A 15,940-nucleotide genomic window follows, 5' to 3' on the forward strand; every position below is an offset into this window, starting at 1 on the left:
GTGGTGGGGCCACCACAACCGGCGCCTCCGCCGCACCTGCGTGAACGTCGTCAGCCCTAGAGCACACCCATCGCGGGGTTCACCCGATGTCATCCCGCCCGCTGACGCGCAGAGCTCGCCTGCGCGTGCGACGAGGTCTTCACCCCTGAGTTCCGCGCGGAACGCGCCCGAGGGGGCGCCCCTCGCGTCTGCGCTTCGGCCTCCAGGGAGGATCGGACCGGGTTTGGCGCTACCGCCTTCGTAGCACGTCAAACGGCGTCCCGGTGGTCATGGGCGAGTATGCAGGGCCGCGAGGGGAGCCACTTGCTCGCGGCCCTGTCTGCTGCCGGGCTCAGCGATCCGCCGGGATCCCCCCGCCCTCCCTCAGCGCGCTTTGCAGCGTCGTGGCGAGAGCGGCCAGCGCGGCCTTCGCCTCGGCCGAGACGCGTTTGGAGTCGGCGTTGCTGATGTGGTTGAGGAACGCGCGCAGCGCGCTGTCTGCCGACTGGACCTTGCCGGCGGCGGTCTGCTCGCGCGCCTTGTCCACGAAGGCGAGCAGCCTCTTGGCGAGATTCGCCGACAAGTGACCGTCGTCCGCCCATTTCTGGACGGCGGTGGACAAGTCGGCGTACGAGACGACCGTCAACACCACGCGTTTATAGGTCTTCAGGCTTGTGTACATCGGATTGCTCGGAGAGTCCGAAACCTCGAAGATCAGATGGACGGTATCTCCGGTCTTGGCGTCCGCCGGATTGGTGAATGTGGCGTCCTTTTCGTTCGCCAGGTCGATGGTCCCGGCGCCGGCGAGGGTGTCCACGTCGGCATACCGCCACCACTTGTAGGTGAGGCTGTCTCCATCCGGGTCATAAGCGACGCCGTTCAGGTTGACTGTCTGGCCTGGCACCACGCCGTCGGGCGGTCCGTTGTCGCTTCAGGGCCGCCCGACGGCGTTGTGGCTGGTGGGTCTCGGTTGTCGGTGGGCGGGTGGCCTCACATGATCACCGGCGAGCTGCGTAGCTTCGTGGGTCACCGGTCACCCGCCGGGAGGTGTAGCTCTGTGGGTCATCCGCCTTGCGGCCGTAGCTGTGCGGGCCTTCCATCCTGGAGGCGTAGCGCCGCCGGTCATCCGCCCTGCAGTCGCAGCTCCGCCGCGACCGCGCGTTCCCGCAGCTGGGCAGCCTCCGCGCGGGCCGCCTCCAGCTCGGCCCGCAGATCCTCGAGCCGTACGCGCTCCAGCCGCAACTCCCCCCGCAGCCGGTCGCGTTCCTTGGCGGCAGCCTCGGCGCGCGACTTCTCCCGCGTGACGAGCTTCCGCTCCCGCGACAGTGCCGCGGCCGCCTCCGCCTCGACCTGCGCCACCTTCCCGTCCAGCCGCTCGGCCTCGTCCGCCGCCCGCGCGGCCTCCCCCAGCGCCACCGCGCGGTCCCGTTCCGCCTCGGCCACCGCGCGCTCGGCGCTCACAGCCCGCTCCACAGCCCGGTCCCGCTCCTGCGCCGCCGCCTCGGCCCGCGCGTTCGCGCCGACCACCTCACGTTCGGCCTGCTCACGCGCCCGTAGCGCCGCCGCCGTCTCCTCCCGGGCGCGATCACGTTCCCGCCGCGCCAGCTCCGCGTCCTGCTCAGCCTGTACGGCCTGCGCCCGCGCCTCCTCCACCCGCCGGTCGGCCAGCTCCACCCGCTCGGCCAGCTCCCGAACGGCCTGATCCCTGGCCTGGCGCGCCAGCTCGACCTCGTGAGCGGACTCCTCGGCACGCCGCTCGGCCAGCTCAGCCCGCCGCTGTGCCTCCTCGACCGTCTGCAACGCCTGCCGCTCGGTGCTCGCCGCCTCGCGCAACGCGGCCAGAGCCTGCTCGCGTGCGCGCTCGGCGTCGGCCAGCGCGGTCTCCCGTTCGTTCTCCGCCTCTTGCAGCCGTTCCCGCATCTCGGCGGTCTGCCGGCGGGCGTGCTCGGCGGCCTCACGCGCCAGCCGTACCTGCTCGAACGCCTGCTCCCGCTCCGTGCGGGCGATCGCGACGCGCGTGTGCGCCTCGGCCTGCACCGCACTCAGCTTGGCCTCCACCCCGGCCGGGCTCAGCTCCTCGGCCAGCGCACGGGCGAGCGGCTCGATGGCCGCGGCCAGCCCGCTCTCCATCCGGTCGTACAACTGCTCGGCCCTGGCCAGCGCCCCTTCCAGCCCCGGGGTGGCCCGCCGCAACTCCCGCTCCCGCTTGGCCGCCCCCTGACAGTCCTTCTCCGGACAGTACGCCTTCGGCCGCCCCCTGCCCCGCCGCTGCTCAATCGGCGCACCACAGTGCTTACAGGGCGTTACGACACTGGTCTCCGCAGTCACGAGATCACTCTACCAATTTCGATTTTCCAGAAAATAAAAATCGAAAATCCAGATCTGTTGCGCGCGTCGTAACCCCGCCCAACTTGCGAGAAGGCAGAATTCCCGCAAGTAACCTGACACGCCCGCGACGCCATCGGTCAGTGCCCGTTGCGAATCTGCAGCGAGATGTCAGTAGGAATCTGCATGGGGTGTCAGTTCGCAGGTGAGACTGGTCGCGCGACTGTCCTGCAGGTTGGTCACGCGTTGTCGCTCTCCCAAGGCTGTCGGTGGGTGCTGTTGTGCCACGAGATGTCAGCAGAAAAATGCCAGAGGATGTCAGTACTTCCGAGGCGCTGGCGTGACCGACCGGTCTACCTTTTGAGAGCGGCGCTGCGCGGTGGTTGTCCCGGCGTGCCACGGGGAGTTCCTGATCGGTGGGCCCCCGTAGTTGGTGGGTGCCGTGTCAGGGCAACGCGATGGGCGCACATGGGAAACCGGTTCTGTCTTGCCGTCTGCGCTTCTCGGCCGGTTCTCCTCATGACCTCGGGCGGGCGACAAGGGCAGCCGACGTCGTGATCGGCGTTGGCGGGGTCCTGCCTGTTAGCGTAGGGACCATGAGCCCCGGGTTCGCTTCTGTTGCATGCGTCCCGGGGCACCGCTCTTCCGGGGCTTTGTTACTGGCCAGCGAGTGCGGGAGTCCCGCGGGTGGCAGGCTTGACTGAGGCGGGCGGTGCCACCGTCACCTCCGCGATCGCCGCCTAAGCACTGCTCAGAGACCGACATTCCGCATGGCGTTGTCGCGCCAGCGGTCCACGGCCCGGATGTAGCGCAAGACCACGGGTGAGGCCGGCGACCAGCGGCCGTGCTTGGCGATGACCGCAACCGGGACACCGGCGGCGTAGGCGACGGTGGCGCCGCCGGCGCGCAGGCTGTGCGCGGTGACGGTCTCCGCACCGGGAACCCGAGCGCGGACGGCCAGGTCGCGGACGATGGTGTTGACCGCGTCGGCGCCCAGGGAGGGGCCGAGCGTGCCGTGCCGGTTGATGCGGCGCAGCAGCGAGCAGCGCATCGGCTGCGTGGCCGGGGCGCTGCCGGTGGCCGAGTATCGGCGGCTGCTGTGTGTGGCCGGGTTCACGAGCGTGCGCATCACGCCGACCGCCGACCACGGCAACGGCGTGCACTCGGCGATCGTCCAAGCCGCCAAGCCCGCCGCCGGGCCAGGTGCGGAGATCCGGCCCATGCGCGAGGGCGACGCCGGTCAGGTGCTGGCCATCTACCAGGCCGGGCTGGACACCGGCCAGGCCAGCTTCGAGACCCTCGCCCCGAGCTGGGAAGGCTTCACCACAGCCAAGCTGCCGCAGCTGCGCTACGTGGCCTGCGACACCGGGACCGGCCAAGTCCTCGGCTGGGTGGCCGCCTCGGCGGTGTCGTCGCGGCCAGTCTATGCCGGGGTCGTCGCGCACAGCATCTACGTCCACCCGGGCTGCCAGGCCCACGGCATCGGCCGCGCCGCCGCCATTCCTGGCGGGGCGCATCAGGGAGTCAGGAAGCCGGTGATGGAGCGCCGAAGGTTGTCGCCCGCGCCCGCCTCCACCTTCCTCACCCGGTGGAACGTGCCGGCCACCATCACCACGAGCCGGTTCGGCCGGGGCGCGATGGACGTGGCCGGCACGGGAGCGTTCATCAGGTCCTTGGGGACGTCGAACTCGGCACACGGCACCTCGCCGACCGGGCAGTCGAACAGCTCCAGCTCGCCGCCCCACGTCGCCCGCCACTCGCCCGACAGGTAGAGCGTGTACGCCGCCCCCCGGCCGCTCCCGTCGTCGTGCCAGTCCAGCCCGGACCCCCGGCCGTACCGCCAGAACTTGAACCGGTCGTTGTCCGCCGCCGTCACGCCGAGCGCGTCGAGGCCCCTCCTGACAGCCGACGTCACCTCTCCGGCGTGCTCCTCGCCGGCTTTCGCGGAGGCGTACGACGCGTCGGCGTAGAACGCCACTCCGTCGAACATCGGATCGACCGAGCTGAAGGTGGGCCGGTGCTGCACGGCCCGCTCCTCCTCCCGCCAGGCGGCCAGGGCGTCCGGGGACAGGGCGTTGTCGACCACCACGAACCGCCGCCCCTGTACGAGGGTCACGGCCTCGGCGGTCCGTCCGTCATGAGCTGCCACGCTCGCGCCTCCTGATCTCCTTGGACATGGCCTTCCGCCTCGCCTTCTCAGCCGCCCTCGCGACCGGATCCCGGGGAGGTCGACGAGGGCACCCCCTGCCACGCCGAGTCACCGGCGCCGTCCTCAAGAGCGCGGTCCCGCAGCCCCGAACGCGGGACCGCCCAGACGAGCACCGCCGCCGCCGTGGCGACGATGACGGCCGCCAGCCCGGCCAGGTACGCCGTCCGGCCCACCAGGTTCGCGAGCGGCAGCGCGATCACGAAGCCCAGCGGCACCATCGCCGTGGTCATGGTCGTCTCGAACGATCCGACCCGCGACAACATCGGCTTGGGGACCGTGAGCTGCACGAGGGTGTCGAAGACGACCCCGGCGACCCCCGCCGCCAGAGCCGCCAGGAACAGGGCGCCCGCGACCACGACCAGATGCCGGCCGTACGCGAGAGCCAGGAGCTGCACCGGCATCGAGAAGACCAGCAGGGCGACGGTGAGCACCCCGCGCCACTCGACGTGCACGTGCCCGCTCACCAGCGCTCCCAACAGCCCGCCCGCGGCCAGGAACGTCACGATGACGCCCCACTGCTCGATGCTCCCGAACCTGTCCTGCACGGTGATCGGTCCGAGCACGCTCACCGAGGCCAGCCCGACCTGCACCGGAACCCAGACGAGGATCGCGCCCAGGACCAGCGGCAGGCGGGGCATGACGCGCACCGCGTCGAGGAACCGCACGCGCTCCCCCGCGCCGCCGTCATCGTCCTCGGCGGGTCCGCGCTCCGGCGGCCGGGCCCGGATCAGCCGCCTCAGCCAGGCGAGCGAGACGAGGGAGACGACGAAGGTGGCGGCGTCGAAGAAGAGCGCCAGCGGCACGCCTCCCACCACCACCAGCAGCGACGCGAGCGCGGGTCCGGCCAGCCGTCCGGTGTCCCCGGCGACGTCGAGCCAGGAGTTGGCCTTCTGCAGCTGGGCGGGGCGGACCAGCTCGGGGAGCAGCCCGACGGCGCCCGGCGTGAAGAAGGCCGTCGCCGCGCCATAGACGGCCGCGGACACGACGAGGTGCCAGAGCTCCGGGTTCCCGAGGGCGAAGGTGATCGCCGGGAACACCTGGGCGGCCAGGCGGACGGCGTCCGCGCCGAACATGACCGGCAACCGCCCGACCCGGTCCGGCAGGCTGCCTCCGTACGCGATGAAGACGAACCTCGCCAGCCACAGGGCCAGCAGCACCATCGGGATGCCCCGCCCGTCGGGCGCGACGGCCAGGGCGGCGAACGCGAAGGTGACCGAGACGACCCCGTCCCCCAGCTGTGAGACCGCCTGCCCCGCCAGGTAGACCCTGTAGAGCGGCGACGACAGGGGCGAGCCGGGTACGGCGGGAGCGTCGGTCATGCGTCTTCTCCGGCGAAATTGTTCACCGGCGAGCCCCGCCCCACCACCTGCCCCGCCTCCGCGAGCTGGACGGTCTCCACGAGATCGGCCAGATGGGCGGCCGTCAGGTGGCGGCCGGACGGGGAGGGGCACGCCTCCACCAGGTCGCTCGCGACCAAGCGGCCCGCTGCGGCGACGCTCCGTACCAGGGCCGTCAGAGTCGCGGGGTCGAGACCGCCGCCGGCGGGATAGACGACATCGGGAGCGTACGCCGGGTCCAGCACGTCGATGTCCACCGTGAGGTGCACGGGCGCGCCGGCGCAGAACCGCGCGATCGTGTCCGCCGCCTCCGGCGCGCGGGCCTCGTCGGCCGTCAGGTAGGAGACGCGCCCGTTCGTGGCCTGGTCCAGGTTCGTGTCGACGCCGCGCACGCCGATGGTGAGCCATTCGACGTGGGGATGCTCGGAGAGCACCCAGCTGACGAAGTTCCCGCAGTCCGCGGTGACCGCGTTCCCGGCCGGGCGGCGGTCGGCGTGCGCGTCGAAGTGGACGACGCGCAGCGCCGGATGCCTGCCCGCGACCGCGCTGATCACCGGGTAACCGATCGAGTGGTCCCCGCCGATCACCAGAGGCCGGTGGCCCTGCGCCAGGACGGTGCCGACGAGGGCCCGCAGCCGCTCGTGGGCCGCCGCCCCCGTGTCGGTCTGCGGATGGACCGCGAGGTCACCGTGATCCACGAGGCCGGGCAGTCCCTCGGCCGGCCGGGCCCGCAGCGTCCACGACCAGGTGCCCGGCTGGGCCAGAAGCCGGAACCTGCCCGCGAGGGCCTGGCGGATCACGGGGACGGCGTCCTTGGGCCGGGGGCCGGGAGGGCCTCCCAGGTCCACCGGCGCTCCGATCAGTCCCCATACGGCCGCGGCGGCCCTGGTGCCCGCGGGCAGGGACAGCGGGGTCCCGGCCGTCCGCGCGAGCCCGCCGGTCGCCGCCGCCGAGGCGTCCGGCGGCACGATCAGGCGGATCCTGCGCAGGGCCTTTTCCGCCTCCTCAGTGAGCCGCACCGCTGGCGCGCCGTCACGGCGTTCCCCCAGCTCCCACAGCTCTCGCAGGGGCGGGGTCAGGGTGAGCCGCGTGCCCTCGGCCTCGTTGACGAGGTCGCCGCCCTGGATCCGGAACGCCGGGTTGAGGACCCACGGGGCCCCGGACTGGTCCACGCTCGTCATGGCGAGGCTCACCGGGCCTGCTCGACCAGGAGGAGCCCGGCGCGGACCAGCGAGTCAAGCGCCTGGTCGATCTCCGCGTCGGTCAGGGCGATGCCCGCCGTGTCATCGCGCAGCGTGGTTCGCCCCGCCGACCACTCGTTCATCCAGGGTGCGAGACGGCCGTCGATCCTGAGCCGCACGCCGAGGCTCTCGATCGCCATCAGGCCGTCCCCGGCCTCGACCAGCGGCGGGAACCGGGCCGCCCACCTGAGCCGGGTACCGGTGTACGGGACGCTCTCCACCGACCACGGCAGCGACAGGCCCTCGCGCCTTTCGAGCGACTGCGCGGAACGCACCTCCCGCGCCCGGTGCACGTCCGAGGCCAGGGCGGTCATGAGGGAGTCGAGCTCGCCGCCGTCATCGGGCGTCCCCTCGGTCCTGGGCCGGTTGGACCAGGCGTCCAGCGCGGTCCGCGCGAGGTCCTCGGGGGTGGACGCGTGCAGGCCGAAGGTCCAGTGCAGGCTCGGCCCGATGCCGGTGGCCTCGTGGTCCCATCCCCGGGGGATGTGCCACACGTCGCCGGCGTGCATGTCCGCCTCCTCGATCAGCCGCGCGCCGGGCCCGGAGCCCTCCCAGATCCGCCAGCGCTTGCTGCCCTCCGCCTGGAAGATCACCGTGGCGTGGCCGTCAGCGTGGCGGCCGAATGCTGACTGCGTCGTCCAGCAGGCGTAGCAGTTCACCCAGGCCGGGTCGTCGGCGAAGTACTCGAACTCCTCCCGCAGGCGAGCAGGGCCCACGTGAATGCGGTCGGCCCTGTTGGCGACGAGGGTCGCGCCGGAGCGGAGGTACTCGACCATGGCGCCGTAACGCCAGTTGCGGTGCACGATGTCGCCGCCGTCGATCCGCGTGCTGATGTAGGTGCCGGGATAGGCCATGGGTTCGGACGACAAGCGGATCATCAGCGGTTCGATCGTGGTCGTCCTCATGATGTGGTCGATGACGCCCCATCCGAGCGACGCGCGCCACGATCCCTGCGGGACCCGGCCGGCCAGAAGCTCGTTCCCGAACGACTTGCGCCAGACGGACTCCCCGCCGAGCGCGTCGACGATGTTCTCCCACGACAGTGTCATGACTGTGTCCCAACGCTCCGAAGGACGCCCACGCGGACCAGGGCCCGCACAGCGGCTCGCAGCTCTGGCGTGGTGGCCGCGTCGCGCAGCTCGTCGGCGCCGACGAGGGCGCCGGGCTTCAGCAGGCGGGCCAGCTCACCGAGATCGACGGAGAGCTCTCTTCCCAGGGCGAAGACGCTGTGGTCGGCGATCACGACCGGCAGGCGGGTGACTGTATAGGGTGGACCTTGATCGCTGGTTCTGCCGGGGAACCGGGGCGGCGAGCCGTACCCGCACGACCGGCGGAGCATCGCCTGCCGCCGCACGGCCCGCTCGACGCCGTCGTCGCCGAGGGCGTCCCGGAAGGCGTCGATCGCGCCGGCGACCGGATCCCCGTCGGCCTGTTCCGGGTGCTGGGCGTTCCGGAGGCGCATCTGGTGGAACAGCGCGTCCGTGGCGGTCTGCCCGGGATCTTCCGGATACACCGTGAGCCCTAGGAACAGCGACGGGCCGTCATTGCGGAAGAGGTGGTACATCCCCGCGGGGATCAGCAGGAAGTCACCGGGCGCGAGGCGGACGCTGTCCGCCGACGGCAGAAGAGGCTCCGCGTCCAGCGTGTGCGGGCGCCCCTGGCCGAGTGCTGGCAGGCTCAGCCCTGGCCAGGTCCACGCCGTCTTCGCCGCCGGGCCGAGGTGGAAGATGAAGGAGGGCTCCGGGTCGGTGTGCACGCCGAACGGGGTGGTGCCGGAACTGGCCACGAAGCAGTACCAGTCCACCCCTCTCGTCAGCGGAACGCCCGCCGATTCGAGCGGGAGGACGAAGCCGGTGTAGAGAAGCTCGGCGAGCTCGGCGTCCCAGGAGTCCAGGCCGTTGATCGCCAGGCAGATGTCGTCCTTTCCGGTGCGGGCGGAAAGCCAGGAATGTACCGCGGACCGCCCGGAAAACGCCCCCGATACCAGTTTTTCCGAGGCGTCATAGTCGAGGCAGGTGTCACGGAACGCTCTCATGGCGGGCAGATCCGTGTCGTCGCCGTCCACTCTGGTGGTGGCGGCCCGGAGAGCGCCGAGAACGAGCTCCGCGAGAACGTCCGGTTCACGGATCAGGCCGGGAATGTGCACGCGTTCGGCGAAATGCGGCCCGTCCCGCTCGCAGAGTTTCCGCCAGGTGCCTTCGTCCAGCAAATCTCAGACCTCCGGAATCGTGCGGTGAATGGTCCCGTCAAGCCGCCTGACCAGCCCGGTGGGCGCGGGAACCCGTCCTGTGCTCAGAGAAGTCCCGCGCCCACCGGCCTGCGGATCAGTGACCGACGTCCCGCTGCGGCCGCATCCAGAGCTGCCGGTCCTGCAGAGCGGCGACCGACTCCTCCGACACGATGATGTCCGCGATGTCGACGAGAACGGGGCCCCGCCCTTCGTGCCGGTCGAATTCGTTGTGCGACGTCATTTCCATGTGACTTCCCTTCTTGTTGTCGCGGGCCCGCGACGTGCACGGACCCGGTAACAGGAATCAGCGGCTCCGAACCGCGGGAGAACCCGTGCCGCAGCGTCACGGGCATTCCGGCTTTTCTTGCGCCGCTGAGGGCGTTATTGCTGAGTCTTCACCCGTGGAAGGGCGTTCGCCCAGGTCACCGACCGGACATTCTCCGGACATTCACCGGGCGAATCCGTGACCCTTGCCGCCCGGCGTCTTCGATTCACGCCGCCACCGGTTGCTGACGGCTCAGGTGTCGCCCGCCCGCGCGGCGCGGCCGAGGCGGAGGGCCGAGATGAGGAAGAAGATGCCGCCCGGGATGGCGTAGCCGGCCGCGTTGAACAGCGTCGGGCTCTGCGCGGAGGCGCCGGCGATGGAGGACACGCCGGCGAGCGCTAGCCCCGTTCTCCGCATGATTGTTTTCGCTGGCCGCGTCATAGTTGGCGGGTTGGTCCGTGGGATGAGGCATGGGTGGCCGGCCTCGTCATGGGTCACGCCGGGGGCGGGCGGAGATTGTGTCGGAGTTCGTGCTGCAGCGGCGACCGGTGAGTGGCCGGAGGGACACCGCCCTCGACGTGCCGCTCATCCCTCTGTGGAAGGACGGCGACGTGTACATCACGCCGACGCTCAAGCACGCGCTCGCGGTCGCAGAGGCCGCCGCCGACGTGGTAACGGGCGCGGATGTCGTGGGAACTACCCTGGCCGGCTACACGCCGTACTCGCGGACGACCACCGGCCCCGACCTCGCGACTCCGGTCATGCCGCGGGTGCCTGGTGGTAGACCGAGTGCCAGACCTCGTTGCGAATACGGGAGAACTCGGGTGACAACCGCACCTCCTCCGTGCGCGGGTACGGCAGGTCCACGTTGATGATTCGGTGGACGCGGCCGGGTCTGGCGGCCATGACCACAACCCGGTTGGCCAGGTAGACCGCCTCGTCCACGTCGTGTGTGATGAACATGACCGTGCGCCGCTCCCGGCTCCACGTGTCGAGGAGCTGGTCCTGCAGTTGTACCCGGGTGAGCGCGTCCAGCGCGCCGAACGGCTCGTCCATGAGCAGCACCTGCGGGCCGACGGCGTACGCGCGAGCGATCGCGCCGGAGGTCGGGCTGCCCACTGGGCTCTCGCCTATGGTGAGCGACGAATGCGAGGTAGACCTGCCGGCCTTCGCCGCCTTCGTGGGCGCACTCGTCGACCGCTACGAGCGTTCCAACCAGCCCCTGGCCACCGGCACGCGCTACCGAGCAGTGGGCGATTCTCATGGCCAAGCACGCACAAGCAATGCCTCGCTCCGCCCCGACGCGGTGGCCGCCAAACACACCGGCTTTCGCCCAGGACCGGAACCGGTCGTAGACGGTGGACCATGGCCGGTACTCCGCGGGCAGGTCCCGCCAGGGGCTGCCCGCGCGGAAGCGCCACATCACCCCGTTGAGCTGTCGCCGCAGGCCGGGGATCGGGCCCCGCTCGCCCAAAGGCAGGTGGGGCTCGATCAAGGACCACTCGTCATCAGTAAGGTGACCAGGCGCCACGACGAGATGATCTACCAGCGTCAGCGGCCCCGACGCAGGTGAATGTGCAACAGCATGATCTCAACTCCGTACAGGCCTAGCACCTGGCGCTCCAAGCCCAACCCGCACACCCGGCATCGCCGGTCCTGCTGGCAGGCCAGCAGCCGCCTGCCGTGGATCTGCGCCCAGTACGCGACGCCGTCCAGCGCTGGGTGATCCACGGCAGCGGCAGACCATCCATCCGAGGTCGCGGCCATCCGGCCGGGCAGGCGTCCACACCGGTGACCCGTTCGAGTCTGGCCGTTCTGATGAGCGAGCCGCGCGTCGCCGTGCTGCCCACCGGCCACCATCTGGCAGGCAAGGACATGATCGGTATCGCCGACCTCACCGATGAGCATCTCCTCCAGAATCCCGACTCCGTTCCCGAATGGCGCGACCTCGCCACCGAGTCGCGGCGGCCGGGAAGGTGTCGCCCTGCTCCGGTCTTCCACGCGGTGAAAGAGAAAGCTCGAACATGTCGCCGTGGGCCATGGCGTGGTGGTCCTGCTGCTGTCGGTGCTGACCTCCTACACCCGGCCGGACCTCACCTACGTCGCGATCAGCGACATCCCGCCGAACCAGGTGTGCCTGGCCTGGGACAGCGCCCGCCGCAATCCCCTTATCGGCGAGTTCGCCGCCATCGCGACGGCCCTGCGGGCCGGCGCCCGGGCACCGGCCGTGGATGCCGGACATGGGCGAGCTCTTGGAAGTACTTGTTTTGTATGGCTCGGAAGCTACGTTGAGGACGGGCCGTCACTGATGCCGTAGCGGGCGAAGCGGGTGCCCGTGATGAAAGCCCAGTAGCGGTCACCATAGGACCAGTGCCACCATTCGGTGGGATAGTTGACGAAGCCAGCCGACGCCATGGCGGTTCCCAGGATGTGGCGATTGTGGCGAGCCGCGGCGGAGATGTTGGGGAAGTCGGTGTAGCACGCCTCGTCGCTCTCCGGCGGAGTGGCGTTGATCTGTGTGCCCATCGGGAGCTCGGCGCCGGAGACGGTGCACAGGGTCAGGTCGACCGCGCCGCCGCTGACGTGCGGGGCCACCTCGGGCGGGGAGACGTATCTGCTCGCCTCCAGGTATGCCCGGTGCTCGTCCCAGCCAGCATTTGCCGCCCGGTGCGCGGCCACGGACCCGGCGAAGTACCGCTGTTGCAGGGCCGCCGGGCGGAATCCCTCCACCACCAGCAGCCGTAGCCTGCGGGGCAGCGCGGTCTGTGCGGAGATCAGTCGGTCGGCCACACTCAGCCGTACGTGGGCGAACGCGCCCTCGCGGTCGGCGAGGCGCGGGTCGACGCGGACGGCCTCAAGGGTGCGCAAGTCCACCAGCGGCTCGCCGCATTCCTTCACCGCCACCTCGGCGATCCGCGGATCCGACAGCAGCACGATCTCTGGCATGGGAGCCTCCGCGATGGTTCCAGGGACGCTCCACGTGAGACGCCGATCGCCATCATTCAGCGGCACGCTCCAAAAGTGCTGTAATCCTGGTCTAACCGCCGAGCTCGCGATATTCCCGCGCCTCGTGCAGCCGGAAGATCTCCATGGCCTCGGCCAGGGCCGTCTTGGCGGCATCGTCGTCGCCGAGCGCCTCGTGCACCTGAGCCAGGTCGCGCAGAGTACGCGCGCGGAAGAGGGCGGCGCGCAGCGTCTCCCACAACGCCAGCGACTCGGTCAGGCGGCTCTTAGCCTGGTAAAGCCGCCCCTCGGCCAGGTCAAGCTCGCCGAGCGCGCGCAGCGTGCACGCCTCGCCCCAGCGGTCGTTGAGTGCTCGGATGGCGGCGAGCGCGTCCTCCATGTTCCGGCGGGCCACATCGAAGCGGCCGAGCCGGACCCGGGTCTTGGCCATGGAGCGCATGCAGTAGGCCTCCATCAGCCGGTCGCCCAGGTCACAGAAGATCGCCAGTGCCTGCTCGGACAGCTCCTCCGCCCGTACCAGCTCGCCTCGGGCACGGTGGTACAGGGACATGCTGCGCAGCGTCAGCCCCTCGCCGCGGCGGCTGCCGGCCTCCTGGTACAGCGACAGTGCGTCGTTCAACTCGCCCCAGGCCGCCGGGTAGTCCCCGCGCTCGACATGCACGCTGCCGGCCAGCCGCTTGACGTGCGCGAGCGCCGCCGGGTCGGCGAGGTCGGTCCACAACCGGCTCGCCCGGTCCAGGAAGTGCAGCGACTCCGGCAGGTAACCCTGCTCGCGGCAGGCAGCGCCGAGGGCGGTCAGCGTGCTGGCTTCGCCCCGGATATCCTGCGCGGAGCGGAACAGCGACAGCGCCTGGCCGAGGTATTCACGGGACTCGGCGTAGTGGTCGCGTTCGTAGTACAGGTGGCCGAGGCCGGCGAGCAGGGTCGCCTCGCCCAAGGCGTTGTCCGCACGCCGCGCCACCGCCAGGGCCGCCTCATGGGTACGGTGCCAGGCCGCGAACGGGTTGTCGAAGACGTACTGGCTGCCCTCGAAGGCCGCCGAGGACAACGCGGCGGCCAACCCCACCGCGATGTCATCGAGATCCAGCGCCGCGGCCAGCTCCACAGCGACGATCAGCGCCTCCTCCTCGCCGCGGAACCAGCCGTGCGGGTCGGCCAGCGCCATGCGTGCTACTTCTGGGTCCACCGGCCGTGCCAGACCGAAGGAGGCACGCATCGGGATGCCCCCGGTCGGCACCGCCTCGCTGAGCCGTTCGACCAGCCACAACCAGCCGCCGAGCACCCTGCGCACCACCGCCGTCCGCGCCGGCTCCGGCTCCTCGACGAGTGCACGCTCCCAGGCGAACAGCCGGATCAGGTCGTGCAGCCGGTAGCGGGCACGGCCGGCCGCGTCGCTGTCCATCACGCTCGCCAAGGAGGTGTCCACGAGGTGGTCCAGCACCTCCTCTGCCTCGTCCAGGCCGGTCTCCAGGGCCGCCGCCGCGACCCACACGGGGAAGTACGGCAGGCCGAGCAGGCCCAGGCGGCGCAGCGCGGTCCTGGCCTCAGGCGGCAGCAGGTCGTAGCTGAGGGCGATGCCAGCCCGGACCTCCTGGTCTCCGACGGCCAGTTCGTCCAGCCTGCGCTGCTCGCCGGCCAGCCGGTCGGCCAGCCGGGCCACCGACCACTGGCGGCGCGAGGCCAGCCGCGCCCCGCAGATGCGCAGCGCGAGCGGCAGGCCGCCGCACTGCCGTACGATCCGCCGCGCCGCCTCCGGATCGGCGGCGACCCGCTCGTCACCGGCGACCTTCTCTAGCAGCCGCAGGGCGTCCTGGTTGGGCAACAGGCCGAGGTCGAGCACCGCGGCGCCGGCCAGGCCAGCCAGCCGGTTGCGGGAGGTGACGATCACTCCGCAACCTGGGGCGCCCGGCAGCAGCGGCCGGACCTGCCGCTCGGCGGCGGCGTCCTCCAGGACGACCAGCTTGCGCCGGTCGGCCAGCAGCGTGCGATAGCGAGCGGCGCACTCTTCCAGCGTGCCGGGCGGCGACGTGCCCGGCTCCAGCTCGCGCAGCAGCCGGCCGAGGACCTCCTGCGGGGTGGCCGGCGCCTCGGTGTTGCCACGCAGCTCAACATGCAACTGACCGTCGGGATAGAGATGGGCGATTTCGTGCGCCACGCGTAGCGCCAGGGCCGACTTGCCCACGCCGCCCGGCCCAAAGATCACGCAGACTGGCACGGCGTCCGGCCTGGTGAGACGGTCGCACAACTCTGCGAGCTCGGCCTCTCGTGCAGTGAAGTCGGGTGGCGGGGAGGGCAGCTGCCGAGGCGGGGGAACCTTGGTCTCGCTCGGCCGCGCTGGATCCGTCCTGCGCGCTGATCCAGCTCCCAGCAGCGCGGCATCGGACTGGAGGATGGATTCGTGCGCCTGACGTAACTCCGGCCCCGGTTCGATCCCCAGCTCGTCGATCAGCACCTGCCTGCCCTGCTGGTAGACGGCGAGTGCGTCCGCCTGCCGACCGGCCCGGTAGAGCGCCACCATGAGGTCGCGGCGCAGCCGCTCGCGCACCGGATACATGGCGATCAGCTCGGTGAGCTCCTCGATCAAGCCCTCGTCCTGGCCTGCTGCCAGGTTGGCCGTGATCCGCTCCTCCATTACCGTCAGCCTTAGCTCTTCCAGCCTGGCCGCCTCCGCGCGCAGGAAGGTGTCGCCGATGCCGGCCAAGGCCGGGCCCCGCCACAACGCCAGGGCGGTTTTGAAGGAGTTCGCCGCCTTCCCGTAGTCCCCGGCCCGCGCCGCCTGCCGTCCCTGGTCGACGAGCCGCTCGAAGACGTCCTTGTCCAGGGCGTCGGCGGGGATGTCGGCGGTGTAGCCCACGCGGTGCGAGACGATGACGGCCGGCAGTCCTGCGGCGTTGAACGCCCGGCGCAGCGAGGCGACATAAGTCTGTAGGACCCCCCGCGCGGTCGGCGGCGGATCGTACTGCCAGATCGCCTCCATTAATCGCTCGACCGTGACCATCCGGCGCGCGTCCAGCAGCAAGGCGGCGAGCAGGGCCCGCGGCTTGGCTCCCCCAAGGGGGATCTGCCGCCCGTCGCTCCACACCTCAACCGGACCCAGGAGCCGCAACTCCATTGGCTCTCCCAAAGGCTCTGCCGACCCTCCCAAACCTTATGGGTACACCGACGCGGTGAACCAGAGTTGAGGATCTGCGAAAAATCGTGCCACAACGCGAATGGACCCCGGGGTGTTCCCGGGGTTCATTCGCGGTGCCCTGTTGCGGTGACGGGTGTTTCAGCCGACGGTGACGGTGGCGGGTTGGGTGGACAGCAGGGTCTGGGTCCAGCCGCCGGTGTCGACGGTGCCTTGTCCGGCCACGTCGGCGCCGTTGCCGTCGTGGGGGTTGCCGTCGA

General features: G+C 70.9%; 15 protein-coding genes and 1 pseudogene. 1 reads left to right on the plus strand and 15 read right to left on the minus strand.

Features of this window, described 5'->3' with window-relative positions; translation table 11 throughout:
• Window positions 1–331: 331 nt before the first annotated feature.
• From C1J01_RS17705 to C1J01_RS17765, 13 genes and pseudogenes are all read right to left on the minus strand, one after another.
• Complete coding sequence (locus C1J01_RS17705) at window positions 332–886, minus strand: FIMAH domain-containing protein (RefSeq protein ID WP_111180072.1); 555 nt, start codon at window positions 884–886, stop codon at window positions 332–334.
• Between the two features lie 215 nt (window positions 887–1,101).
• Window positions 1,102–2,172, minus strand: a complete 1,071-nt coding sequence (locus C1J01_RS17710; protein WP_111180073.1) for a coiled-coil domain-containing protein — start codon at window positions 2,170–2,172, stop codon at window positions 1,102–1,104.
• Window positions 2,173–3,055: 883 nt separating this feature from the next.
• A complete protein-coding gene (locus tag C1J01_RS17715; protein ID WP_181448816.1) occupies window positions 3,056–3,433 on the minus strand; it encodes a site-specific integrase in 378 nt (125 codons plus the stop codon).
• A 387-nt stretch (window positions 3,434–3,820) separates the two neighbouring features.
• Window positions 3,821–4,453, minus strand: coding sequence for a 2OG-Fe(II) oxygenase (locus tag C1J01_RS17725; protein ID WP_146615637.1), 633 nt, complete (start codon window positions 4,451–4,453; stop codon window positions 3,821–3,823).
• A gap of 47 nt (window positions 4,454–4,500) precedes the next feature.
• Entirely contained in the window at window positions 4,501–5,832 is a 1,332-nt protein-coding gene (locus tag C1J01_RS17730; RefSeq protein WP_111180076.1) for an MFS transporter, read from the minus strand.
• Entirely contained in the window at window positions 5,829–7,031 is a 1,203-nt protein-coding gene (locus C1J01_RS17735; protein ID WP_146615638.1) for an arginase family protein, read from the minus strand. Before C1J01_RS17735 ends, C1J01_RS17730 begins: the two co-directional genes overlap by 4 nt.
• Window positions 7,032–7,039: 8 nt before the next feature.
• On the minus strand, window positions 7,040–8,140 hold the full coding sequence (locus C1J01_RS17740) for a JmjC domain-containing protein (RefSeq protein WP_111180078.1): 1,101 nt from the start codon (window positions 8,138–8,140) through the stop codon (window positions 7,040–7,042).
• Window positions 8,137–9,300, minus strand: coding sequence for a hypothetical protein (locus C1J01_RS17745; protein WP_111180079.1), 1,164 nt, complete (start codon window positions 9,298–9,300; stop codon window positions 8,137–8,139). Before C1J01_RS17745 ends, C1J01_RS17740 begins: the two co-directional genes overlap by 4 nt.
• A gap of 115 nt (window positions 9,301–9,415) precedes the next feature.
• Window positions 9,416–9,568: a hypothetical protein gene (locus C1J01_RS49910; protein ID WP_176993608.1), complete on the minus strand. Its 153-nt coding sequence runs from the start codon at window positions 9,566–9,568 to the stop codon at window positions 9,416–9,418.
• A gap of 270 nt (window positions 9,569–9,838) precedes the next feature.
• On the minus strand, window positions 9,839–9,973 hold the full coding sequence (locus C1J01_RS53095; RefSeq protein WP_268958706.1) for a hypothetical protein: 135 nt from the start codon (window positions 9,971–9,973) through the stop codon (window positions 9,839–9,841).
• A gap of 372 nt (window positions 9,974–10,345) precedes the next feature.
• Entirely contained in the window at window positions 10,346–10,705 is a 360-nt protein-coding gene (locus C1J01_RS17755; RefSeq protein ID WP_220039966.1) for a hypothetical protein, read from the minus strand.
• 208 nt (window positions 10,706–10,913) lie between these two features.
• Window positions 10,914–11,117, minus strand: a pseudogene (locus C1J01_RS53755) (transposase); the annotation flags it as partial.
• A gap of 20 nt (window positions 11,118–11,137) precedes the next feature.
• Entirely contained in the window at window positions 11,138–11,494 is a 357-nt protein-coding gene (locus C1J01_RS17765) for a hypothetical protein (protein ID WP_111180080.1), read from the minus strand.
• Between the two features lie 124 nt (window positions 11,495–11,618).
• On the opposite strand from C1J01_RS17765, the gene C1J01_RS17770 reads away from it, so the two are divergent.
• Window positions 11,619–11,903, plus strand: coding sequence for a hypothetical protein (locus C1J01_RS17770; protein WP_111180081.1), 285 nt, complete (start codon window positions 11,619–11,621; stop codon window positions 11,901–11,903).
• Here C1J01_RS17770 and C1J01_RS17775 read toward each other — a convergent pair.
• Window positions 11,870–12,532, minus strand: coding sequence for a M15 family metallopeptidase (locus tag C1J01_RS17775; protein WP_111180082.1), 663 nt, complete (start codon window positions 12,530–12,532; stop codon window positions 11,870–11,872). The genes C1J01_RS17770 and C1J01_RS17775 overlap by 34 nt on opposite strands.
• A 91-nt stretch (window positions 12,533–12,623) precedes the next feature.
• Window positions 12,624–15,662 carry an AfsR/SARP family transcriptional regulator gene (locus tag C1J01_RS17780; protein ID WP_111180083.1) on the minus strand — a complete coding sequence of 1,013 codons (3,039 nt, stop codon included), beginning with the start codon at window positions 15,660–15,662 and terminating at the stop codon, window positions 12,624–12,626.
• Window positions 15,663–15,940: the final 278 nt, after the last annotated feature.

Source organism: Nonomuraea aridisoli (assembly GCF_003236395.1).
GTDB lineage: Bacteria > Actinomycetota > Actinomycetes > Streptosporangiales > Streptosporangiaceae > Nonomuraea > Nonomuraea aridisoli.

Coding starts and splice junctions, on each gene's coding strand:
- C1J01_RS17715 (WP_181448816.1), bottom strand. CDS start 3,433: ATGCGCACGCTCGTGAACCCGGCCACACACAGCAGCCGCCGATACTCG.
- C1J01_RS17730 (WP_111180076.1), bottom strand. CDS start 5,832: ATGACCGACGCTCCCGCCGTACCCGGCTCGCCCCTGTCGTCGCCGCTC.
- C1J01_RS17735 (WP_146615638.1), bottom strand. CDS start 7,031: ATGACGAGCGTGGACCAGTCCGGGGCCCCGTGGGTCCTCAACCCGGCG.
- C1J01_RS17740 (WP_111180078.1), bottom strand. CDS start 8,140: ATGACACTGTCGTGGGAGAACATCGTCGACGCGCTCGGCGGGGAGTCC.
- C1J01_RS49910 (WP_176993608.1), bottom strand. CDS start 9,568: ATGGAAATGACGTCGCACAACGAATTCGACCGGCACGAAGGGCGGGGC.
- C1J01_RS17765 (WP_111180080.1), bottom strand. CDS start 11,494: ATGCTCATCGGTGAGGTCGGCGATACCGATCATGTCCTTGCCTGCCAG.
- C1J01_RS17775 (WP_111180082.1), bottom strand. CDS start 12,532: ATGCCAGAGATCGTGCTGCTGTCGGATCCGCGGATCGCCGAGGTGGCG.
- C1J01_RS17780 (WP_111180083.1), bottom strand. CDS start 15,662: ATGGAGTTGCGGCTCCTGGGTCCGGTTGAGGTGTGGAGCGACGGGCGG.